Below are 21828 nucleotides of genomic sequence, written 5' to 3'. Positions count from 1 at the left end.
GGGGATAGCGTGGGTGCATGGCGATCATCTACAAGGCCGAGCTCTCCCCGACGAAGCCCGAGGTGCTCCGCACCCTCCTGACCTCGCGAGCCTGGGGGAGCGAGGCGGAGCAGACGATCCTCGGGGCCTACCGCTTCGACGACCCGGCGGGCGAGGTCGGTGTCGAGTGCCACCTGGTGCGTGCGGGGGAGAGTATCTACCACCTGCCGCTGACCTACCGACCGTCGCCGCTGGGCGGTGAGGACGCCCCGGAGCCGGTGCTCACGATGGAGCACTCGGTGCTCGGCACACGCTACGTCTACGACGGCCTCGAGGACGAGGTGGCGCTGGAGTGCTTCGCGCGGGCGCTGGCCGGCGAGCAGCAGCAGGCCGAGCTCGACATCTACGAGGGCGACACCGTCGTGGACCACCGGCGCCAGACCGTCACCCTGCGCCTCGAGGTCGACGAGGGCGAGCAGGCGCCGAGCTCGACGGTGCTGCTCGAGGACGGCGAGCCGTTCACCATCGCCCGCACCCTCGGCGATCTCGACGGGACCGTGCGCCTGGTCGCCGCGTGGGACGGGGGAGAGGGCGTCGTTGCAGCGGTCTGAGCTGCGCGCCGCCTCCGCACGGTCCGGTGCGGCGACGGCATCGCACGAGACTGTGCACGAGACTGCGCACGACGTGCAGCAGGCCTATGACCGTCGGTCGGCCGAGTATGCCGAGCGCCTCGGGACCATGGTGGCGGTCCATCCCGCCGACCGTGCACTCGTGGAGCACTGGGCCGACGGCGTCACGGGGACGGTGCTCGATGCGGGATGCGGACCCGGGCACTGGAGTGATCACCTCCGCCGACGCGGGGTCGACGTGCGGGGGATCGACCTGTCGCCGCGCTTCGTCGAGCACGCACGGGCCGAATACCCCGACGTGGCCTTCACGCTCGGCAGCCTCGAGGCGATCCCGGAGGACTCGGCGTCGCTGGGCGGGATCCTGGCGTGGTACTCACTCATCCATATGGAGCCCAGCCGGCTCGGGACCGTGCTGAACGAGTTCGCGCGTGTCCTGAGGCCCGGCGGGGTGTTGCTGCTGGGGTTCTTCGACGGCCCGGACGCGACGAGGTTCGACCATGCCGTGATCTCGGCGCGCACGTGGTCCGTGAGCGACATGGCTCGTCAGCTGGAGGCGGCGGGCTTCGATGTCGTCGAGACGCATCGCAGGACCGGCCCCGGACATCGACCGCACGCTGCGATCACCGCACTGCGCCGCAGCTGAAAGCGCCGGAGGCGGAGGAGGGGCATGCGGCCGCGCCTCGCCGCACCTCCGACTCTACTTAACATAACGTGCATTATCGGCGTTCCCTGGAGGAGGGTTGGATACAGCGCCCGGAGCACGCAGCACGCGACTGACCAGGCAGATTCGTGGAATGCCGGATGAACATCGCATGGACTGGCACACATCCGGCAGGTGGACGGCGCAGTTCACCCGATGTTCATCTTTCGCACCGGTCATGGTTGCGGCGCGGCTCCGGGGTGGACACGTCGCCGTCCTCGAATGGCTCGCGGTCGTTCTCAGACCGCCGCCGAACAGGAAGAAGGTGCGATGACGAGTTCGACCACACAGCAGCCGGCCCCGCCCCGGGGCACCCGGCTCAGCGCCCGCAAGCGCCGCGACGCGCTGTGGTTCGTGGCCCTGGCGGCCCCGAACATCATCCTGATCCTCCTGTTCACGTACCGGCCGCTAATGACCAACGTGTACTACTCGATGCTCGACTGGACGCTCGGCTCCACCAGCGCGACGTTCATCGGGCTGGGCAACTACGTCGAGTTCTTCACCTCGCCCTCGGGCCTGAACAGCATCCGCATCACGGTGATCTTCACGCTCGTCACCGTCGGCGGCTCCATGCTGCTCGGGCTCCTGCTGGCACTCGCGCTGAACACCTCGATCCCCGGCACAGCCTTCGCCCGGTCCGCCGCCTTCGCGCCCTATGTGCTCTCCGGTGTCGGCGTGGGCCTGGTGTGGCTGTTCATCTTCGACCCCGACTTCGGAGTCCTCGCATGGTTCCTGCGCCAGCTCGGCATGCGCAGCCCCGAATGGGTCAACGACCCGACGATGGCCCTGGTCATGGTCATCGTCGTCTACGTCTGGAAGAACCTCGGCTACTGCGCCATCGTCTACCTCGGCGGACTGCAGTCGCTCCCCCGCGACGTGATGCAGGCGGCGGAGCTCGACGGCGCCGGCCCCCTGCGCCGCTTCTGGTCGATCAGCCTGCCGCTGCTCTCCCCCACGACCTTCTTCCTGCTGATCACGACGATTCTGAACAGTCTCCAGGCCTTCGACATCCTGCGGATCATGACACCGACCGGGCGCGGCACCAACGCCCTGATCTTCGAGAGCTACCTGCAGGCCTTCGGCGGCTACTCCCGCGCCGGCTACTCGGCGGCGATCTCGGTGGTCCTGTTCCTCATGCTCATCGTCATCACGGTGGTGCAGATCAGCTACGTGGAGAAGAAGGTGCACTACGCATGAGCGCTCCTGCCGCAGTCCCCGCGCCCGGCGCGACGCCCGCTCCGGGCAGCGACGACCGCCCTGCCGTTCCTCGGCGCAGGGGCGGACCGTTCTCCCGCGAGAACATCGTCTCCACGATCACCACCGGCTACGTGCCGCTCCTTCTCGCCACGGCGGTGGTCATCCTGCCGCTGGCATGGATGGTGATCAGCTCGTTCAAGTCCCCGTCGGAGATCCTCACCACCGATCTCGTGGTGCTGCCCTCGGAGCCGACCCTGCACAACTACGAGGTCGCCATGACCTCGGTGCCGATCCCCCGCTTCTTCCTGAACTCGGTGATCGTCACGGCCGTCGGCGCCTCGATCAAGGTGGTCCTCGCGATCATGACCGCCTATGCGCTGGTCTTCGTGCGGTTCCCCTTCAAGAACATCATCTTCATCGGGATCCTCGTGGCGCTCATGGTGCCGCCGCAGGTCGCGATCCTGCCCAACTACGTCCTGATCGCCGGCTGGGGCGGGGTCAACACCTACTGGGGCATCATCCTCCCGGGCCTGGGCACCGCCTTCGGCACCTTCCTGCTGCGCCAGTACTTCATGACGATCCCGCCCTCGATCCTCGAGGCCGCCGCGCTCGACGGCGCCGGCCACTGGCGCACGCTGTGGCAGATCATCGCCCCGATCTCGCTGCCCTCGGTCGCGACGGTCGCGCTCGTGACCATCGTCGGCGAGTGGAACGACTACATCTGGCCCCTCATCATCACCACCGACTCCTCGATGATGACCTTGCCCGTCGGTCTCACCGCCCTGCAGAACTCCGAGGGCAACACCGGCGCCGGCTGGGGGATCCTCATGGCCGGCACCGTCGTGGTGATCGTCCCGGTGCTGATCGTCTTCGCGGCCCTGCAGCGCTACGTCGTCTCCGGACTCACCCAGGGCAGCGTCACCGGCTGACGTCCGCCCCGTCTCCCCCGCTTCCCCCCAATCCCCCCTGCACGACCCCACCGTCCCGAAAGGACACCCGTGATGAACCGTCCGATCCGCCCCCTGACCATCCCCTCCTCCCGCCGCACCCTGCTCGGGCTCGGCGCCGCCGGCGCCGGCGCGCTCGCCCTGGCCGCCTGCGGCGGCCCCTCCGTCGGCGGCGGCAGCGGCGCGAGCGACGAGGGCGGCGAGGAGGTCGACTTCTCCTCCATCGAGCCGGTCACCGAGATCGCCTTCTGGACCAACCACCCCGGCGGCTCCAAGGACGTCGAGGCGGAGCTGCTCGCGCAGTTCACCGAGGAGACCGGCATCAAGGTCAGCCACGTGACCGCGGGCTCCAACTACGAGGAGATCGCCCAGCGCTTCCAGACCGCCCAGGCCGCGCAGGACGACCTCCCCGCGGTCGTGGTGCTCTCGGACGTGTGGTGGTTCCGCTACTTCATCAACGGCAACATCGCGCCGCTGGACCTGATGATCGAGCAGCTCGGCATCGACCTGTCGGACTACCGCGACTCCCTCGTGGCCGACTACCAGTACGACGACAAGCAGTGGGCGCTCCCCTACGGTCGCTCCACGCCGCTCTTCTACTACAACAAGGACCACTTCGCGGCGGCCGGTCTGCCCGACCGCGCCCCGGAGACCTGGGAGGAGTTCGAGGAGTGGGCCCCCAAGCTCACCCAGGGCGAGGTCGCCTACATGTACCCCGACCTCGCGGGCTATGCCGGCTGGACCCTCCAGAACGTACTGTGGGGTCGCGGCACCTCGTGGTCCGACGAGTGGGACCTGAAGGTCTCCTCCCCCGAGACCATCGAGGCCCTGCAGTGGGTCCAGAGCACGGTCTACGAGGGGCAGTGGGCGCAGGTCGCCTCGTCCGACTCGGCCGACACCTTTGCCGCCGGGGTCTGCTCGACCACCATCGCCTCGACCGGGTCGCTGGTCGGCGTCCTCGAGGCCGCGAGCTTCGACGTGGGCGTGGGCTTCCTCCCCGCCGGACCGGTGGAGGGACCGGTGTGCCCGACGGGCGGTGCCGGCCTCGGAGTCCCCGCCTCGATCACCCCGGAGGAGCAGCTCGCGGGCGCGATGCTCATCGAGTTCATGGGCCGCCCCGAGTCCACCGTCGCCTTCTCGGGCGCGACCGGCTACATGCCGGTGCGCAAGAGCGCGGACATCACCGAGCTGCTGGAGACCACCCCGCAGATCCAGACGGCCATCGATCAGCTCGAGGTCACCCGCACCCAGGACTACGCGCGCGTGTTCCTTCCCGGTGCGGATCAGGAGATCGCCAACGCCGTGGGCACCATCCTCACCGAGCAGGGCGATGTCGAGGAGGCGCTGACCGCGCTGGAGAGCACCCTCGAGGGGATCTACACCTCGCAGATCGAGCCGAAGCTCAGCTGAGCCCCGCGCTCCCTCGGGCCCGCTCCGCCGCCTCCGGGCGTGCGGGGCGGGCCCGCTCCACGTCGGGTCCCGTCCGTCAGGCCTGCCCGGGCAGGCGCCCGTCGTCGGCGCCGCTCCCCCGCCCGGCCAGCACGAAGAAGAACACCGAGATCAGGGAGCCGGCGACCATCGCGATCGCCATCGGCAGCGAGGAGTGCGTGCCCGCGAGGCCCACGAGCGGCGCCGCGATCGAGGCGGCGAAGGAGAAGCCGAGGCCCAGCATCGCCGAGCCGGTGCCGGCGAACTCGCGCGCCTGGTCCGAGGCGAGCGCGCCGCCGTTGCCGAAGATCATGCCCTGCGGCGCGACGGTGAGGAAGAACGCCGGGAACACGATCCACGCCGGGGTGTCCAGGAACAGGCTGCCGATCAGCAGCGCGAAGCTCGCCAGCGACACCACGATCAGGCCCACCCGGATCAGGCGGCGCGGATGGATGGTGCGGGTCAGGTAGGCGGACAGCAGCGACAGCGCCATCATGCCCATCGAGTTGATCGCGAAGCTGATCGAGTACGTCGTGGACGAGTAGCCGAGCATCTCCTGGACCACGAAGGAGCTCGCGGACACGTACGCCATGAGCGCGAAGGCGGAGAACGCGTTCACCAGCAGGTAGGCGACGAAGATGCGCCGGCCCAGCAGCGTGCGGCAGTTGCTGAGGAAGGTCCGGAACCCGCCGGAGTGCCGTCGCTCCACCGGCAGGGACTCCGGGATCAGGAAGAGCACGCCGATCAGGGACAGCAGCGACATCACCGCGATCACCGCGAAGATCTCGCGCCACTGCCCCACCAGCAGGATCAGCCCGCCCAGGAGCGGCGCGACGATCGGGGCGACGCCGCCCACGCCCTGCATGACGTTCATGATGCGGAACAGCTCGGGGCCGTCGGTCATGTCGATGAGCACCGCGCGGCCCAGCACCATGCCGAAGCCGCCGCCGATGCCCTGGAGCACGCGCATGATCATGAGCAGCTCGGCGCTCGGCGCGAGCATGCACCCGATCGAGGCGAGCAGGCAGAGCGTGATGCCGATGAGCAGCGGCCCCCGTCGGCCGAGACGATCGGACAGGGGCCCGGCGACGATCTGCCCGCCCGCGGTGCCCATGAAGAAGGCCGTCAGCGTCAGCTGCATCATCGAGGCGGTGGTGCCGAGCTCGGAGGCGACCTGCGGGAACGCCGGGATGTACATGTCGGTGGCGAGAGGGCCGATGGCGCTGAGCGTGGTGAGCACGACGATCACCATCGCGGTCACCTTGCCGCGCGTGCCGGCCAGCTGCTCCTCGGTGGGCAGGTGCGCGCGCGCCTGGTCGGCCGGGTCCTCGAGCACCGGGATCGCGCCGGTGATGGTGGGGATGCCGCCGGTCGCGGTGGGCACCGGGAGATGCTCGCCGGTGGTGCGGGAGGGCTCGGCGGGGGCGCCGCCGGTGAGGTGGTCTCGGGGGGTGTCGTCGGCGGCGGCGGCCACGGGAGTCCTTTCAGGAGAGCAGACGTCGAGCCGGGCGGATCACAGGGATCTCGCCCGGCTCGAACGATTCATCGTAGGGGGTGGCCGGTCGCCACGGGAAGCGCGTGCCCGAGTCCTGGACGGGTCAGGCGGCGGCGTCGGCCAGTCGCGCCTGGTAGGTGGGGTCGGTGCGCTTCAGCCAGCGGATCACGGCCGAGGTCACGGGGATCATCGCGTACTGGACGAGCACCTTGTAGAGCACGCCGAGGATCGTGTACTCGGCCCACTGCTCGACGGTGGTGATGCCGATCGCGGCCGACGCGATCGTGCAGAACAGGATGGTGTCCACCAGCTCGCCGAGGCCGCTGGAGGTGAACAGGCGGCCGATGAGGCCCCGCTCCCCCGTGCGCCGCTTCATGCGGGAGACGACGGCGGAGTTCAGGCTCTGGCCGGCGAGGAAGCCGACGAGGCCTGCGAGGACCACGATCCAGACCGGCCCGAGCGCGAGCTCGAGGGCCTCCTGCTTCGCCATCCCATAGTCGTCGGGGAACGGCGGCAGGGCGATGATCACCTGGTAGGAGATCGAGGCGAGGATGCTGACGGCGAAGGAGGTGAGGATCGCGCGACGCGCGGTGCGGGGGCCGTACAGCTCGGTGATGATGTCGCCGAGCACGTAGGCGAGGGGGAAGAGGAAGAAGCCGCCGTCGGTGATGATCTCGAAGCCCGTCCCGGGGACGGTGCCGAAGCTGACCCCCTTCGCGGCGCCGATGCCGGAGAGGATGACGACGGTGACCATGGCGGCCAGGAGGATGTCGAAGTGCGAGCTGCCCCGGTCGGCGTAGACGGCGCCGGCGGGGCTTCCAGACCGGGGTGCGATGGGGGCGTGGGTTCTCTGCGGTGATGTCACCGGGGAAGGCTACACAGCACGCCGGGCCGCCGCCCGGAGGCGACGGCCCGATGTGACGAGGTCAGCGAGGGGGCGGCTCGTCGGCCGACGGGGTACGGCCCGGCCGACGGGATACGACGCGGCCGACGGGATCTCAGATCCCCGGCGCGCCGTAGTCGTACTCCCCCACGAAGCGGGCGAACTGCTCCTCGCCGCCGCGGAAGAGGTTCGAATCCCCGGCGAAGGGGCCGGAGTCGGAGTACTGCCACATCTCCCAGTCCCACCAGCGGCCGGGCAGCAGCTCCGGCTCGGTGCGGCGGTAGGCGGCGAGGAACAGCGGGGAGTTCTTCGGGGTCCAGTCCCCCACCACGTCGCGCCACCAGTAGTAGTTGGTGTAGATCGCGGGGCGGCGGCCGGTCGCCTGGCGGTAGCGCCAGGAGAAGGTCGAGATCCACTCGCGCATCTCCTGCTGCGAGAGCCCGTAGTCCAGGGGAATGCCGTGGTAGCCCTCGAAGTCGACCATGCCGGGAAGGGTCTTCCCGTCGGTGCTCCAGCTGCCGCCGTTGTTGAGGAAGAAGTCCACCTGCTCCTCGGGACCGCCGGAGTCGGGGCGGGCGAAGTGGTAGCCGCCGCGCACGAGCCCCACCTTCCCGGCACCGCGGTACTGGTGGTCGAAGGCGGGGCTGCGGTAGCTGCGCCCCTCGGTGGCCTTGACATAGGCGAAACGGGAGCCGAGCTCCTTCTGCGCGGCCCAGTCCACCTCCCCCTGCCAGCCCGAGACGTCCTGGCCGTGGATGCCGCCCGACGGCGCAGCCATGGCGGCCGGCGCCGTGAGCGCCGCGGCACCGGTGCCGAGCGCGGCGGCGCCGAGGACTCCCCCGCGCAGCAGCGAGCGGCGCGAGGTGCCTGCCTCGGAGGAGGGTGAGGACGTGGGCGGAGCGCTCGAGGGCGCGAGGTGGCGCGGGCGGTAGGACGGCATGTCGTCTCCTGGGGAAGAGGGGAAGCGGGATGCGACGGTCATCACACCGTCTTCACCGTACGTGCAGACTCCCCTCATGCGGGCCCCAGGGAATCGGCGTGTCGCGAGGAATCCAGGGCGTCACCGCCTGGACGGCTCCCCCTCACCTCGCAGACATCCGCCGCGCTCCCCCGGGCCGCCGGCCGGTTCGACGAAGGCGCGCAGGGTGCCCAGGATCGTGGTCGCCGCGAGCTCGGTGATGTCACGCTGCTCCATCTGCTCGCGCAGCATCAGGTCCACGAAGATCCCCACCAGCAGCTGGGCGAGGTCCTCCACCGGCAGGCGCGAGCGGTCCCCCGCCGCCTCGAGCCGGCGCGTGAGCAGCTGCCCGATCTCATCCCGCATCCGCTCACGCTGCACCGCGAGCTCCCCGCGCATGGTCTCGTCGCGCAGGGAGCGGGCGATCGCATCGGAGTAGAGCAGGTACCACTGCCGGCCGTAGGGGCGGATCCCCTCGAAGACGGCGAGCATCATCTCGTCGTCGTCGAAGGTGACCGCGTGCTCCGGGCCCGCCTCCCCCACCGCCGACTCGACCGAGCTGTTGGCGATGCCGATAACCTCCGCGGTCACCTCGTCGAACAGCGCCACGAAGACCTCCTCCTTGGTGGAGAAGTTCGAGTAGAAGGCACCGCGCGTGAAACCGGCCGCCTTGACCAGGTCGTCCACGGTCGCACCGTCGATGCCCTTGTCCACGAACACGTCCAGCGACGCCCGGATCAGCTTCGCGCGGGTGTTCTCCTTGCGCCGCGTGCCCGCGAACTCGGGCAGCGGCTCGAACAGATCGGTCATGGCTCCTACCGGGGACGGGACGGGGACGGTGCGGGATTGCGTGCGGGGTGCGTGCGAGGGGTGCGAGGAGGCGTGGCGCGGGTCTCCCCCGGGCTCCTAGGAACGACGTTGAAGACGGCACCACGATCTGGATAGTATCCCACCGATACATGCGTGTATCGAATGCGTGGGCGTCTCGAGCGGGAGGTCCGGCGTCCCCTCAGCTCGCCCTGTCCTGGAGGTCCCGTGTCCTCGTCCTTGTACCGCCTCGGCCTGCTCATGGCTTCGCTGCGCTGGAAGGTCGTCGGCGCCTGGGTCGCCCTGCTGGTGATCATCGGCGGCCTCGCCGTCGGGCTCGGCGGCACCTTCTCCACCGAGATCGAGATCCCCGGCACCGAGGGGCAGGAAGGCATCGACGTCCTCGCCAACCGGTTCCCCGAGATGGGCGGCACCTCCGGCACGCTCGTGCTCCTGGCCGAGGACGGCACGACCGTCGATGACCACCAGGCCGAGATCGACGCGCTCATGGAGGACATCGCGGGCGTGGACGGCGTTGCCGTGGCCCCCTCCCCCTTCGACGAGCTCTCCCCCGGCACCCGCACCGAGGACGACACCGCGATAATCGCCCAGTTCCAGATGGACGGGCAGACCGGCACCTTCCCCGAGACCTCCGTGGAGGAGATCCGGCAGCTGGTCGCAGACGCCGAGACCCCCACGCTGGACACGAACCTCGGCGGCCAGGTGCTGCAGAGCGCGGAGATCCCCTTCGGCGCCGGCGAGATCATCGGCGTCGTCGTCGCGCTGATCATCCTCGCGATCGTGTTCCGCTCCCTCGTGCCCGCCTTCATTCCGATCATCACGGCGATCATGGGCGTCGGCGTGTCCATGCTGGCCCTCGTCGCACTCTCCGCCGGCGTCTCCATCCCGTCGGTGACCACCGCGCTCGGCGCGATGCTGGGCCTCGCCGTCGGCATCGACTACGCCCTGTTCATCCTCTCCCGCCACCGCGACCAGCTCGCCCGCGGCGAGGACGTCGCCGAGTCGATCGGGCGGGCGCTGGCCACCTCCGGCAGCGCCGTCATCTTCGCGGGCATGACCGTGGTCATCGCGCTGGTGGGCCTGTTCATCACCGGCATCCCCTTCCTCACCGTCATGGGCGTGGCGGCCGCGGCGACCGTGGCGCTGTCCGTGGTCGTGGCGCTGACGATGCTGCCGGCGATCATGGGCATCATGGGCGAGCGCCTGCGCCCCCGCGGCATCCGCCGCCTCATGGCCCAGAACGGCGGCGTGCTGCCCGCGGAGGATCCCGACGCCCCCTCCCACGGCCGCGTCGGCCGCGCCTGGGTCCGCCTGGTCACCCGCGTCCCTGCCCTGACCATCCTCGTGGTGATCCTCGGCGTCGGCACCCTGGCCATCCCGATCAAGGACCTCCAGCTGGCCCTGCCCGACCAGGGCACCGAGCCGCCCGGCTCCTCCGAGCGGGTCACCTACGACCTCATCGCCGAGCGGTTCGGCCCCGGCTACAACGGCCCGCTCCTGGTCACCGCCGACATCATCAACACCACCGACCCGCTCGGGGTCGTCGACGAGCTCGAGAGCGACATCCTCGCCCTGGACAACGTCCGCGAGATCCAGATCGCCACCCCGAACCGGGGTGCGGACCTCGCCGTCGTGGTCGTGATCCCCGAGGGCGGCCCCACCGACCAGTCCACCAAGGACCTCGTCGCCGAGCTGCGCGGCAGCGCCGAGGCCTGGGAGGAGGACCTGTCCATCTCCGACGTCACCGTCACCGGCGCCACCGCCGTCGGCATCGACGTCACCGACAAGCTCGGCGCTGCCCTGCTCCCCTTCGCGATCTTCGTGGTGGGCCTGTCTCTGCTGCTGCTGACGATGGTGTTCCGCTCGATCTGGGTGCCGCTGAAGGCGTCGGTCGGCTACCTCTTCTCCGTCGCCGCCGCGTTCGGCGTGACCTCGATGGTGTTCGAGTACGGCTGGTTCAACGGTCCGCTGTTCGTCGAGATCAACGGCCCGGTCGTCTCCTTCATGCCGATCATGGTGATGGGCGTGCTGTTCGGCCTGGCCATGGACTACGAGGTCTTCCTCGTCTCCCGCATGCGCGAGGAGTTCGTGCACACCGGGGACGCGAAGGGCGCGATCGAGAAGGGCTTCGTCGCCAACGCCCCCGTCGTCACCGCCGCCGCGCTGATCATGGTCTCCGTCTTCGCCGGCTTCGTCACCTCCGGCTGGTTCATGCTCCAGCCCATCGCGGTCGCGCTCGCCGTGGGCGTGCTCGTGGACGCCTTCGTGGTGCGCATGACCTTCGTGCCCGCCGTCCTCGCGCTGCTGGGGAAGAACGCCTGGTGGATGCCACGGTGGCTCGGGAAGATCCTGCCCCCGGTGGACGTCGAGGGTGAGGGCCTCGGCGCCGTCCTCGAGCACCGCCGCTGGACCGAGGAGCATGGCGAGCACGCCCTGCGCGTCCAGGACGTCGAAGTGCCGCTGCGGGGCGGCCACGGCCGGCTCGGCCCGCTCACCGGCCAGGTCGAGCCCGGGCGGATGCTCGTGGTCCGCTCGGCCGACGACGCCGCCCGCAACACCTTCCTCGCGCTCGTCGCGGGGCGCCTCACGCCCGCCGCCGGCATCCTCGCCGTGCACGACCGGCTCGCCCCGGACGACCTCGGTGCCATCCAGGCCCGCAGCCCGTGGATCCCGGCGGGCACCGACGTCGCCGCGCGGCTGGCCGAGATCGACGTCCGCAGCGCCCGCCGAGGACTGATCGTCATCGAGTCCCTCGCCGACCTCACCCACGCCGCCCGCACCGTCGACGACACCCTCGTCGAGCGGATCGATGCACTGCTCGAGGCCGGCGCGACCCTCGTCGTCGGCTCCCGCGCCGACGACCCCGTCGAGGCGGAGCGCGACCTCCACCGCACCCTGCGCGACCCCCGCCGTCTGCTCGCCCTCTCCGTCCATCGCGCCGCGGAGCCGGACCCCTCCGGTCCCTCCCATCGCGCCGACGACACCGCCCCGGAAGGAGCGCTCGCATGAGCCGCCTGTCCCACCCCCGCACCCTCGTCGTGGTCCTGGTGCTGCCGCTGCTCGTGGCGGCGCTGGGCATGTGGGCCCTCAGCGGCCGCGTGGACCGCCTGGACACCGTCCCCGCCGCGGTCGTGAACCTCGACCAGGGCGCCGAGATCACCGACGAGAACGGCGACACCCAGACCGTGCCCTTCGGCCGCCTCCTCGCCGGCGCCCTCACCCAGCCCGGCACCGTCGAGGACCAGGACACCCCGGAGACCACCGGCTTCGACTGGCAGCTGACCAGCCAGGACGACGCCGAGTCCGGGCTGAAGGACGGCACCTACTCCGCCGTCGTCGTCATCCCCGAGGACTTCTCCAAGCGCCTGGCCACCATCGGCACCCCCGAGGCGACCCGCGCGATCCTCGAGGTCACCACCAACGACGCCTCCGGCCAGATCAACGCGCTGGTCGGCACCGCCGTCGCCCAGGCCTCCGCCTCCACCATGGGCGGGCAGATGGCCGAGCAGTACCTCAACGGCCTCTACCTCGGCTTCAACGACCTCGGCGACGGCTTCTCCGACGCGGCCGACGGCGCCGAGGAGCTCGCAGGCGGCACCACCGACCTCTCCGACGGCACCCGCCAGCTCGCCGACGGCACCTCCGCTCTGGCCGACGGCACCTCGGAGCTCGCGGACGGCTCCCGCGACCTGGCCGACGGCGGGCGCGAGCTCGCCGACGGGACCTCCGACCTCGCCGACGGCAGCACCGCGGCGGCCGACGGGGCCGAGCAGTTCGCCGGCGGCGTGTGGACCTTCGCCGACGGGACCTGGCAGACCGCCGACGGCTCCCGCACCCTCGCCGACGGGCTCGACCAGCTCGCCACCGGCAGCGAGGACCTCGCAGGCGGCGTGGCCCAGCTGCAGGCCGGGATGCGCGGCACCGACACCCAGCCGGGGCTGCTGGACGGTGCCGAGCAGCTCGCCGCCGGCGTCGAGGGCGACGGCACCGCCGCGAACCCGGGCCTCGAGGCCGGCGCGGACCAGCTCGCCACCGGTCTCGAGCAGTACGCCGACGGCGTCGCCCAGGCCGGCACCGCCGTCTCCGGCGACGGCACGGCGAACAACCCGGGCCTCGCCCCCACCGCCCGCACCCTCGCCGAGGGCACGGCCGAGCTCGGCGAGGGCGCCCAGCAGGCGGCCGACGGGCTCTCCGGCACCGACTCCCAGCCCGGGCTCGCCCAGGGCGCCGACGGGGTCGTCTCCTACGCCGAAGGGCTCCGGTCCGTCCTGGACGGCGACGGCACCGCGCAGAACCCCGGCATGGACGCGCTCGCCGGCGGCATGTCGCAGAGCGCCTGCGCCCTCGCCGAGCGCTACCCCGACGATCCCGAGGTGCAGGCCCTGTGCCAGCAGGCCCAGGGCATGACCGGCTACGTCGACGGCACCCGCGCCGTGCTCGACGGCGACGGCACCGCCGCGAACCCGGGCCTGGTCGCGACCGCCCAGGGTGTCGGCGAGGGCGCCACCCAGGCCGCGAGCGGCATCCAGCAGCTCGCCGACGGGATCAACGGCACCGCCGACCAGCCCGGCCTCGTCCAGGGCACCGAGGGCATGGTCACCTACGCCGAGGGCATCGAGACCGCGTTCACCGGTGACGGCACCGAGGCGAATCCGGGCCTGGTCGAGGGGTCCTCGCAGCTCGCCGAGGGGGCCCGCGCCAGCGCCGACGGCGCCGGCCAGCTCGTCACCGGCGTGACCGGCCTGCGCGACGGCATGGTCCAGTACGCCGACGGCGTGGACCAGCTCGCCGAGGGCGCCGGACTGCTCGCCGAGGGCACCCGCGCGAGCGCCGACGGGGCCGGGCAGCTCGCCGACGGCGCCGGTCAGCTCGCCACGGGCGCCGACCAGCTCGGCACTGGCGCGGATCAGCTCGCGAGCGGCAACCGCCAGCTCGCCGACGGTGCCGGGCAGCTGGCCGACGGCGCCGGTCAGCTCGCCGACGGCACCGACCAGCTCGCCGACGGCACGACGGAGCTCGCCGACGGCACCTCGGAGCTCGCCGACGGCAGCTCCGACCTGGCCGACGGCGCGGATCAGCTCGCCGACGGCACCGGGGAGCTCGCGACCGGTCTGCGCGAGGGCGCGGACGCCGTCCCCTCGTACAGCGAGGACGAGCGCACCCGCATGGGCGAGATGGCCGCGGCCCCGGTGACGGCCGAGGCGCAGCGCGAGAACGAGGCGAACGGCGCGTCGACCGCGACCTTCCCCTTCGTCACCGCGCTCGCGCTGTGGCTGGGCGCCTTCGGCACCTTCCTGCTGCTGCCGGCCCTGTCCCGGCGACTGCTGGACCGGGCCCTGCCGATGTGGCAGGTCGTGCTGCGCTCCCTGGCCCCGGCCCTGCTGATCGCCGTGGTCCAGACCGTGGCGGTCCTCGCGGTGCTCACGGCCGTGGGCATCTCCCCCGTCTCCCCGCTCTCGGTGGGTCTGATCGCCTTCGCCGGCGCGGTGATGTTCGCGGCCCTGCACCAGGCGCTTCTCGCCCTGCTCGGGGACCGGATCGGCCGGATCGCCTCGGTGATGCTGATGGTGCTGCAGGTGGTGATGCTGGTGGGCATCGTCCCGATCCAGACCGCTCCCGAGGCGCTGCAGGCGGTCAGCGGCCTGATGCCGCTGGCGATCGTCACCGAGGGTCTCGTGCACGCCGCGCTCGGCGGGGCGCTGGTGAGCACCTCCGGCACGCTGCTGGCGATCCTCGCCTGGGCTGCGATCTCGCTGCTGCTCACCCTGGCGGTCTCGCGCGGCGCCCGCCGCGCCGACCGCGCCTCGCGGATCGACGCGGGGGCGATGCCGGCCGCCGCCTGAGCCGGTCGGGCTCCGTCGGCCCTGTGCTCAGGCGGCTCCTGCCGCCCCGAGGTAGGCGAGGATCGCCCGCACCCGGGGGTGCTCGTCCTCGGACTCGGGCAGGTCGAGCTTGGTGAAGATGCCGCGGGTGTGCGCCTCGACGGTTCGGGAGGGGACCACCAGGCGTCGCGCGATCGCCCGGTTGCTCCATCTCTCGGCCATGGGGGCGAGCACCTCCCGCTCGCGCGGGGTGAGCGGGTCCAGGACGGAGCGCGTCGTGGCGCCGCCGAGCATCTGGCGGACCACCTCGGGGTCCAGGGCGGCTGGCCGGTCGGCCACGTGGTGAACCTGGTGCTCGCCGACGAGACCTTTGCCGTGATCGGCGGTCTGCTCCAGGTCGCCGGTCTCTTGATGATCACCCGGGCCGCCCTGCACCTGGACGACCGCCGGTGGATCGCCCACGGCTGAGCCCGCACCGATCGGAGTTCGTCATGGATCTGATCCTCGCCCCGCCCGCCGACGCCCCCGACGTCGGCCGCAGCACCCTCGGCCGCAGCACCACCACGCGCAGCATCGTCGGCCGCAGCATCGTGGGCCGCCCTGCGGCGCCCACCGGCCCTGCCCCGCCCGTCGTCCCCGCATCGCAGCCGCAGGGCGCGCCCCTCGTGCCGCCGCGCTGGGCCACTCCCCCGTTCTGGGGCTGAGCGGGCGTCTCCCACCGGTGGCTCCTGCTCACCGGAAGTCCCTGCTCACCGGAAGTCCCTGCTCACCGGAAGTCCCTGGACCTCCCCGCCGCGGCGAGGTCCAGGGGCTCCACCGCGTCCGCCACCAGGTTCACCGCCCCGGTGCGGTTCTCGAGGATGCCGCGCAGCACCACCGCCCGGGCGGTGCGCAGCAGGGCGCGGTGGCGCACCCAGAAGCCCTGGGAGCAGACCACGTTGAGGATCCCGGTCTCGTCCTCGAGGCTGAGGAAGGTGACGTTCCCGGCGGTGGCCGGGCGCTGGCGGTGGGTGATCACCCCGGCCACCCGCAGGCGGCTGCCGTCCTCGACGTCCCGGGTGCCCAGGATCGAGGCGACCCCGTCGGCCGCGAGCTGCTCGCGCACGAGCGCCATCGGATGGTCGTCCAGGGTGATCCCGGTGGCCCAGGCGTCGGCCCCCGCGAGCTCCTCGTCGCTCATCCCGGGCAGCATCGGGGCCTGCGCCCCGACCGCGAGGCCCGGCAGGGTGTCCGGGGACTCCTGGGCGGCGGCGCCCGCGGCCCACAGCGCCTGGCGGCGCGACCCGGCCAGGCCGTCCAGCGCCCCGGCGGTGGCGAGGGCCTCGAGCTGCCGTGCCGTCAGCCGCACCCGGCGGGCGAGGTCCGGGATGGAGGTGAAGGGGCCGTGGCGCCGACGGGACGCGATGATCTCGTCGGCGGTGTCGGTGGAGATGCCGCGCACCTGGTCCAGGCCCAGCCGGATCGCGGGGCCGCGCCCGGCCCGCTCCCCCTGCACCTGCGCCCCGGGGGTCTCGATCCGGTAGCCGACGTGCTCCTCGTCGGTCTCCAGATCGGTGCGGGCGCGGCTGAGAAGCACGTCCGGTCCGCGGGTGAGCACGCCGTGGCGGCGCGCGTCGGCGACCAGGGACTGCGGGGAGTAGAAGCCCATCGGCTGGGAGCGCAGCAGCGCCGCCGTGAACGCGGCCGGGTAGTGGCACTTGAGGTACGCGCTGGCGTAGACGAGGTACGCGAAGGAGTAGGCGTGCGACTCGGGGAAGCCGTAGTTGGCGAAGGCGAGCAGCTTGCGGTGGATCGCGTCGGCGTCCTCCCCGGTGATGCCGTGGCGGGCCATCCCCTCGAACAGCGCGTCGGACAGGTCCAGCATCTTCTGGGTGGAGCGCTTGGAGCCCATGGCGCGGCGCAGCTGGTCGGCCTGGGCGGGGGTGAAGTCCGCGATGTCGACCACCATCTGCATCAGCTGCTCCTGGAACAGCGGGATCCCGAGCGTGCGCCCGAGGGACTTCTCCAGCCGCGGGTGGAGGAAGGTGACCTCCTCCTCGCCGGCGCGGCGGCGGATGTAGGGGTGCACGGAGCCGCCCTGGATGGGGCCGGGGCGGATGAGCGCCACCTCGACGACGAGGTCGTAGAACTCGCGCGGCTTCAGGCGCGGCAGGGTGGAGATCTGGGCGCGGGACTCGACCTGGAACACACCCACGCTGTCCCCGGTGCAGAGCATGTCGTAGACGGCCGGGTCCTCCTGCGGCAGGGTGCGCAGCTCGAAGTGCTGGCCGTGGTGCTCGCCGACGATCCGCAGGGCGTGGTCCAGCGCCGTCAGCATCCCGAGCCCGAGCAGGTCGAACTTGACCAGTCCCGCGTCGGCGCAGTCGTCCTTGTCCCACTGCAGCACGGAGCGGTCCGCCATCGCCGCCCACTGCACGGGGCACACCTCGATCACGGGCCGGTCCGCGAGCACCATGCCGCCGGAGTGGATGCCGAGGTGGCGGGGCGCGTCGCGCAGCTGCTGGGCGAGCGCGACCACGTCGGCCGGGACGTCCGCGTCGGCGAGCGAGGAGAAGGAGCGCTCGATCCGCTTGGAGAAGGCGTCCTGCGCGCCGGGGTCGTAGCCGAGCGCCCGGGCGGCGTCGCGCACGGCGAGCTTGGCGCGGTAGGTGATGACGTTGGCGACCTGGGCGGCGTTCTCGCGGCCGTAGCGCGCATAGACGTGCTGGATCACCTCCTCACGACGGTCCGAGGCGATGTCGATGTCGATGTCCGGCGGACCGTCCCGCTCCGGGGCGAGGAACCGCTCGAACAGCAGATGGTGACCGACGGGCTCGACCGCCGTGATCCCCAGCGCGTAGCAGACGGCGCTGTTCGCCGCGGATCCCCGCCCCTGGGCGAGGATCCCCTCCCCGGCGCAGAAGTCGACGATCTCGTGGACGATGAGGAAGTAGCCGGGGAAGTGCAGGTCGTTGATGACCTTCAGCTCCTTGTCGATCTGCGCCCACGCGCCCGGCACCCGCTCGGGGGCGCCCGGGGCGGGGCGGGGCCCGTAGCGCTCGCGGCCCTCGATCTCCACCAGCTCCACCAGCCAGCTGGCCTCGTCGTGCCCGGCCGGGACGGGGAAGGGCGGCAGGTCCGGGGCGAGCAGGCGCAGGTCCAGGGCGCAGTCGCGGCCCAGCTGGGCGGCCTGTGCGATGGCGCCGGGGTAGCGGGGCAGCAGCTGCGCCATCTCCTCGCCGCTGCGCAGGTGCGCGGGGCGGGAGGAGAGGTAGGGGTCGGCGCGCTCGAGCGGCACCCCGGCGCGCAGCGCGGCATGGGTGTCGGCCAGGCGCTTGTCCGCGGGGCGGGCGTAGTGCGAGTTCGTGGTCGCCACCAGCGGCAGCGAGATCGCGTCCAGCCCGGACTCCTCGCGCACCAGGCGCGCGCCCTGGGCGAGGGCGTCGTGCAGCTCGTCCGCCTCTCCCCCGCCGCCGGCGATCAGCTCGACGGCCACGTTCCCGGCCCCGAACAGGTCCACCAGGCGCGCGATCTGCGCGGCGGCGGCGCGGGCCGCCCCCTCGAGGTCCCCGCTCTCCAGGTGCGGGGCGACCGCGCGGGTCACCGCGCCCTTGCGGCAGCCGGTGAGGATCAGCCAGTGCCCCTGGCGGGCCAGGCGCGAGAGCTCCGCGAGCCGGTAGCGGGCCACGCCCTTCTCACCGCTGTCCAGGTGGGCGCGGGCGATCGCGGCGGACAGCTGCCGGTACCCGTCGGCGTCGCGGACCAGCACCAGCAGGTGCTCGCCGTCCGGGTCGGGGGTGCCGGCGCGGGGCGCGGACAGCACCGGGGTGGTGCCGGCCGCCTGCGCCCCGGGCTCCAGCCCGAGGGTCAGCTCCGCCCCGAACACGGTCGCGATCCCGGCCTCCGCCGCGGCCTTCGCGGCGCGCACCACGCCGGGCAGCCCGTCGTGGTCCACCAGCGCGATCGCGCCGAGGCCGAGGCGGGCGGCCTGCTCGGCCATGTCCTCGGGGCTCGAGGCGCCGTCGAGGAAGCTGAAGTGGGAGTGGGCGTGCAGCTCCGCGTAGTCGACGGTGCGCGCGGGGCGGTAGCCGTCCTCGGGGACCTTCCCGGTGTGCTCGACGATGATCGGCGGGGTGACCACCTGCGCCGGACGGTCCGAGAGGATCGCCTCGATGTCCTTCCACGCCGGCGGGCCCAGGAACCAGCCGGCCATCAGCGGGGGTCCTCGGTGGGTGCAGTCTCAGTCATAGAGCCCCTCCAGCGTCCATTCCCCCGCCCGCGACAGGGCGAGGACGGCGGTCTCCTCGGCGTCGGCGCCGCGCAGCACGAGCTGGAGGCGGGCGGCACGGGTGCCGTCGGGCGTCCACCAGCGCTCGTCCAGCACGGTCGGCGCGCCGTGGGCGAGCACGGGGAAGCCCGAGCCCGCACGCAGGCCGGCGCGCTGCAGGGCGGGCAGGCCGGGGGCGGTGACCAGCATCCGCGCCGGGGCGGTGCTGAGCAGCCCGCGGGCGGTGACGACCACGGGGCGCCCGTCGGCGTCCTCGAGCGCCACCGGCGGCGGGGTGCGGAACACGGTCGCGGGGACGGGGCGGGGCAGGGAGCCGGGCCAGGGGCCCTCGCGACGCTCGGGCCGCTCGCTGCGCCAGGGGATCGTCGCGGTCTGCGCGGCCAGCAGCCTCCCGCCGACGGCGACCGGCACCTGCACGGCCTCCTCCCCCGCCAGGCCCTGGGCGCGGGCGAAGGCGCGACCGGCGCGCTGGGCGGACTCCCCCGCCCCGCCCCAGAGCGCCGGGGCGCTCTCCCCCGCCGGGGCCAGCTGCAGGGGGTGCAGCCCGAGGCGGACGATCGCCCCGGTCGCCGGCCCGCCGAGCCGCGCGCGGGTGATCCAGCCGTCGCACTGCCAGCGGATGCGATCCACGACGTCGCCGACGCCGAGCGCCCCGTCGTGCCGCCAGGTGCGCTCCATCTCCTCCCCGCTCTCGGTGCGGGCCACGATCCGCAGCCGCGTGCACACCAGCCCCCGCTCGACCAGCTGGGCGTGGAGCTTCTCGGCGAGGGGCCGGGCGATGAAGGCCGCCTGGTCGGTGCGCACCAGCGGCGTCTCGAGCGTGGTCTCGGCCAGCAGCGGCTGGGTGGGGTGGTGCGCGGCGGGCGGGGCGGGCTCGAGCCCGCGGGCGAGCAGGTGGAGGGTGGCGACGTCGGGTCCGAAGCGGTCGGCGACGGCGGCCGACGGCAGAGCGGCCAGGTCACCGAGCGTCGTGATCCCGAGGCGCTGGAGCAGGTCGACGGTCTCGTCGAGGTCCAGGCGGCGCTCGGGCCGGGTCGCGGAGGGCTGGCCGCGATGGCCCCAGCCGGGGCCGACGGGGGCGCGACGCAGCGCGGCGATCGGGTGCGGGGCGAGGTAGTCGGCGCTGCGGCCGGGGCGCACGATCCGACCGGGCCCGGCGGCCAGCAGCGCGGCGAAGGGGCCGTCGGCGATCCCGACCGTGCAGTCCCAGCCGGTGAGCTCCGCGACCGCGTCCAGGAGGTGCTCGGCCAGGGCCGCCTCCCCGCCGTGGTGGCGGGCCGGCCCGCGAGCGGCCATCAGCAGCACCCCGGGGCGCAGCACGTCCACCCCGGCGGCGATGGTGTCCACCGCGGCGGCGACCAGCTCGAACAGGGCGCTCTCCTGCTCCCGGTCGGCCTCGAGCACGAGCGCCTCGGGACAGGCGGCGCGGGCCGCCCGACGGGTCATCCCCGGCATCGCCCCGGCCGCACGGGCGGCGGGACCGGCATGGGTGACGCGGTGCTGGTCGATGAGGAGCACGGGCGTGCGGGCGGGGTCGACGGGCGCGGGGGAAGGAGCAGAGGCACTGTCGACGGGGGCGGGCGCGGAGCCGGCGGGGGCAGCGCTCGCGGGGGCAGCGCTCGCAGGGGCAGTGCTCGCGGCGCCCTCGGCCTCGGTCCGGCGCTGGTGGCGGTCCAGCGCCGCCAGCAGCGGCCAGTCCGGGACGGTGACGGCGACGGTGCGGGTCGCGTCGGCCGTGCGGGTCGCGTCGGCCGACGCGGCGAGCTCGGCCCGGTCGGTCCTCTCTCTCGTCGTCGTCACTATCCGGCCCTCCGCGCCGTGGGCACCAGCCGCATCGGGCGCTGCGCGGGCAGGTCGGCGGGACGGTCCGCGCCCTGCCGGGGAATGTCCTGCACCGCCGCCCCGCCCTGCGGTACCGCGGCGAGCAGGCCGCGCACCTCGGGCAGCAGCACCTCGACCTCGCGGTGCCCGGCGATGCCCCGTCCCTGCGAGGTCACCGCCAGGCGGCGTCGGCGCAGCCGTCCCGAGCCGGTGGAGAGCCCGGTCCAGCCGCGGCCGCTCGCGCGCAGGGTGAGGTCCGCCCGGCCGGGCGGGGTCGCGGCGAGGACGAGGGTGTCGGCGGTGCGGGCACGGCCCAGCAGGCTGCGCCAGAGCGCGGGGGCGAGCGCCAGGTCGGGGCCGAGCACGAGCACCCCCACCCCGTCGGCGAGGGCGGAGAGCACCTGCGGGGTCTGGTCCCCGTCGGCCGGGGCGAGGGCGAGCCGGGTGGGGTCCAGACCCGCGTCCAGTGCGGCGCGCAGGCCGAGGTCCGGCATGCCGGCGACCGCGCACCAGGCGTCGTCCCCGGCCGCGGCGACGGCGAGGGAGAGCAGCAGCGAGGTGGTCGCGGCGCCCTCGACGGCGACCGAGCTGCCCGCGCGCAGGGTCCCGCGCGGGACCAGGGGCGCGAGCGGGCCCGGCAGCGGCAGGCGCGCGCCGAGCCCGTCGTCGGCCTCCTCCGCCGCGCCCTCCCCCGGCGACGGCTGGAGGGAGGGGCCGCGCAGAGCGGTGCGGTCGATCCGCCCGCCCCAGCGCGCCGCCGAGCGCTCGGCGGCGCCGAGCGCCGCCCGGGCCCGGGACAGGCGCTGGGCGAGGTCCTCGGACCGGGTCTCCACGGCTGCGCTGCTCATCGACTGCTTCTCCTCCCGGACCTCTC

The 21828-nt window shown here is 73.0% G+C and carries 17 protein-coding genes; 9 read left to right on the top strand and 8 right to left on the bottom strand.

Features of this window, described 5'->3' with window-relative positions; translation table 11 throughout:
- Window positions 1-17: 17 nt before the first annotated feature.
- The 5 genes from HNR70_RS06530 (at window position 18) to HNR70_RS06510 (ending at window position 4862) form a co-directional block, all read left to right on the top strand.
- On the top strand, window positions 18-590 hold the full coding sequence (locus HNR70_RS06530; RefSeq protein WP_184324936.1) for a maltokinase N-terminal cap-like domain-containing protein: 573 nt from the start codon (window positions 18-20) through the stop codon (window positions 588-590).
- A gap of 73 nt (window positions 591-663) precedes the next feature.
- A complete protein-coding gene (locus HNR70_RS06525) occupies window positions 664-1251 on the top strand; it encodes a class I SAM-dependent methyltransferase (RefSeq protein ID WP_312857589.1) in 588 nt (195 codons plus the stop codon).
- Between the two features lie 327 nt (window positions 1252-1578).
- Window positions 1579-2505: a carbohydrate ABC transporter permease gene (locus HNR70_RS06520; protein WP_184324934.1), complete on the top strand. Its 927-nt coding sequence runs from the start codon at window positions 1579-1581 to the stop codon at window positions 2503-2505.
- Entirely contained in the window at window positions 2502-3434 is a 933-nt protein-coding gene (locus HNR70_RS06515; protein ID WP_184324933.1) for a carbohydrate ABC transporter permease, read from the top strand. Before HNR70_RS06520 ends, HNR70_RS06515 begins: the two co-directional genes overlap by 4 nt.
- 72 nt (window positions 3435-3506) lie before the next feature.
- Window positions 3507-4862, top strand: coding sequence for an ABC transporter substrate-binding protein (locus HNR70_RS06510; protein WP_184324932.1), 1356 nt, complete (start codon window positions 3507-3509; stop codon window positions 4860-4862).
- Between the two features lie 76 nt (window positions 4863-4938).
- On the opposite strand, the gene HNR70_RS06505 is transcribed toward HNR70_RS06510, so the two are convergent.
- From HNR70_RS06505 to HNR70_RS06490, 4 genes are all read right to left on the bottom strand, one after another.
- Window positions 4939-6354, bottom strand: coding sequence for a multidrug effflux MFS transporter (locus tag HNR70_RS06505; protein WP_184324931.1), 1416 nt, complete (start codon window positions 6352-6354; stop codon window positions 4939-4941).
- A gap of 124 nt (window positions 6355-6478) precedes the next feature.
- Complete coding sequence (locus HNR70_RS06500; protein ID WP_312857588.1) at window positions 6479-7240, bottom strand: queuosine precursor transporter; 762 nt, start codon at window positions 7238-7240, stop codon at window positions 6479-6481.
- 133 nt (window positions 7241-7373) lie between these two features.
- Entirely contained in the window at window positions 7374-8198 is an 825-nt protein-coding gene (locus tag HNR70_RS06495) for a GH25 family lysozyme (protein ID WP_184324930.1), read from the bottom strand.
- A gap of 120 nt (window positions 8199-8318) precedes the next feature.
- Window positions 8319-9026 (bottom strand): TetR/AcrR family transcriptional regulator, encoded by a 708-nt coding sequence (locus tag HNR70_RS06490; RefSeq protein ID WP_184324929.1) that lies wholly within the window; start codon window positions 9024-9026, stop codon window positions 8319-8321.
- 225 nt (window positions 9027-9251) lie between these two features.
- On the opposite strand from HNR70_RS06490, the gene HNR70_RS06485 reads away from it, so the two are divergent.
- Window positions 9252-12053, top strand: coding sequence for an MMPL family transporter (locus HNR70_RS06485; RefSeq protein WP_184324928.1), 2802 nt, complete (start codon window positions 9252-9254; stop codon window positions 12051-12053).
- A complete protein-coding gene (locus HNR70_RS06480) occupies window positions 12050-14887 on the top strand; it encodes a YhgE/Pip domain-containing protein (RefSeq protein WP_184324927.1) in 2838 nt (945 codons plus the stop codon). Before HNR70_RS06485 ends, HNR70_RS06480 begins: the two co-directional genes overlap by 4 nt.
- 27 nt (window positions 14888-14914) lie before the next feature.
- On the opposite strand, the gene HNR70_RS06475 is transcribed toward HNR70_RS06480, so the two are convergent.
- Entirely contained in the window at window positions 14915-15205 is a 291-nt protein-coding gene (locus tag HNR70_RS06475) for a helix-turn-helix domain-containing protein (protein WP_312857587.1), read from the bottom strand.
- On the opposite strand from HNR70_RS06475, the gene HNR70_RS16195 reads away from it, so the two are divergent.
- Together HNR70_RS16195 and HNR70_RS06470 are read left to right on the top strand one after the other, a co-directional pair.
- A complete protein-coding gene (locus tag HNR70_RS16195; RefSeq protein WP_281383209.1) occupies window positions 15206-15334 on the top strand; it encodes a hypothetical protein in 129 nt (42 codons plus the stop codon).
- 23 nt (window positions 15335-15357) lie between these two features.
- On the top strand, window positions 15358-15570 hold the full coding sequence (locus HNR70_RS06470) for a hypothetical protein (RefSeq protein ID WP_184324926.1): 213 nt from the start codon (window positions 15358-15360) through the stop codon (window positions 15568-15570).
- A gap of 62 nt (window positions 15571-15632) precedes the next feature.
- On the opposite strand, the gene HNR70_RS06465 is transcribed toward HNR70_RS06470, so the two are convergent.
- The 3 genes from HNR70_RS06465 to imuA' are packed head-to-tail and all read right to left on the bottom strand — an operon-like array spanning window position 15633 to window position 21802.
- Window positions 15633-19058, bottom strand: a complete 3426-nt coding sequence (locus HNR70_RS06465) for an error-prone DNA polymerase (RefSeq protein ID WP_184324925.1) — start codon at window positions 19056-19058, stop codon at window positions 15633-15635.
- A 27-nt stretch (window positions 19059-19085) separates the two neighbouring features.
- A complete protein-coding gene (locus HNR70_RS06460) occupies window positions 19086-20933 on the bottom strand; it encodes a DNA polymerase Y family protein (RefSeq protein WP_312857586.1) in 1848 nt (615 codons plus the stop codon).
- A complete protein-coding gene (imuA', locus tag HNR70_RS06455) occupies window positions 20933-21802 on the bottom strand; it encodes a DnaE2-dependent mutagenesis accessory factor ImuA' (protein ID WP_184324924.1) in 870 nt (289 codons plus the stop codon). Before imuA' ends, HNR70_RS06460 begins: the two co-directional genes overlap by 1 nt.
- Between the last annotated feature and the right edge of the window lie 26 nt (window positions 21803-21828).

It is taken from the genome of Brachybacterium aquaticum, from assembly GCF_014204755.1.
GTDB lineage: Bacteria > Actinomycetota > Actinomycetes > Actinomycetales > Dermabacteraceae > Brachybacterium > Brachybacterium aquaticum.
The sequence above is the reverse complement of the archived record's forward strand: the minus strand, read 5'-3'. Positions and strand labels throughout refer to the sequence as shown.

Bases quoted from the DNA above. Each gene is read 5' to 3' on its own strand.
- HNR70_RS06530 (WP_184324936.1), top strand. From the start codon at position 18: ATGGCGATCATCTACAAGGCCGAGCTCTCCCCGACGAAGCCCGAGGTG.
- HNR70_RS06520 (WP_184324934.1), top strand. From the start codon at position 1,579: ATGACGAGTTCGACCACACAGCAGCCGGCCCCGCCCCGGGGCACCCGG.
- HNR70_RS06515 (WP_184324933.1), top strand. From the start codon at position 2,502: ATGAGCGCTCCTGCCGCAGTCCCCGCGCCCGGCGCGACGCCCGCTCCG.
- HNR70_RS06510 (WP_184324932.1), top strand. From the start codon at position 3,507: ATGAACCGTCCGATCCGCCCCCTGACCATCCCCTCCTCCCGCCGCACC.
- HNR70_RS06495 (WP_184324930.1), bottom strand. From the start codon at position 8,198: ATGCCGTCCTACCGCCCGCGCCACCTCGCGCCCTCGAGCGCTCCGCCC.
- HNR70_RS06490 (WP_184324929.1), bottom strand. From the start codon at position 9,026: ATGACCGATCTGTTCGAGCCGCTGCCCGAGTTCGCGGGCACGCGGCGC.
- HNR70_RS06480 (WP_184324927.1), top strand. From the start codon at position 12,050: ATGAGCCGCCTGTCCCACCCCCGCACCCTCGTCGTGGTCCTGGTGCTG.
- HNR70_RS06470 (WP_184324926.1), top strand. From the start codon at position 15,358: ATGGATCTGATCCTCGCCCCGCCCGCCGACGCCCCCGACGTCGGCCGC.
- HNR70_RS06465 (WP_184324925.1), bottom strand. From the start codon at position 19,058: ATGGCCGGCTGGTTCCTGGGCCCGCCGGCGTGGAAGGACATCGAGGCG.
- imuA' (WP_184324924.1), bottom strand. From the start codon at position 21,802: ATGAGCAGCGCAGCCGTGGAGACCCGGTCCGAGGACCTCGCCCAGCGC.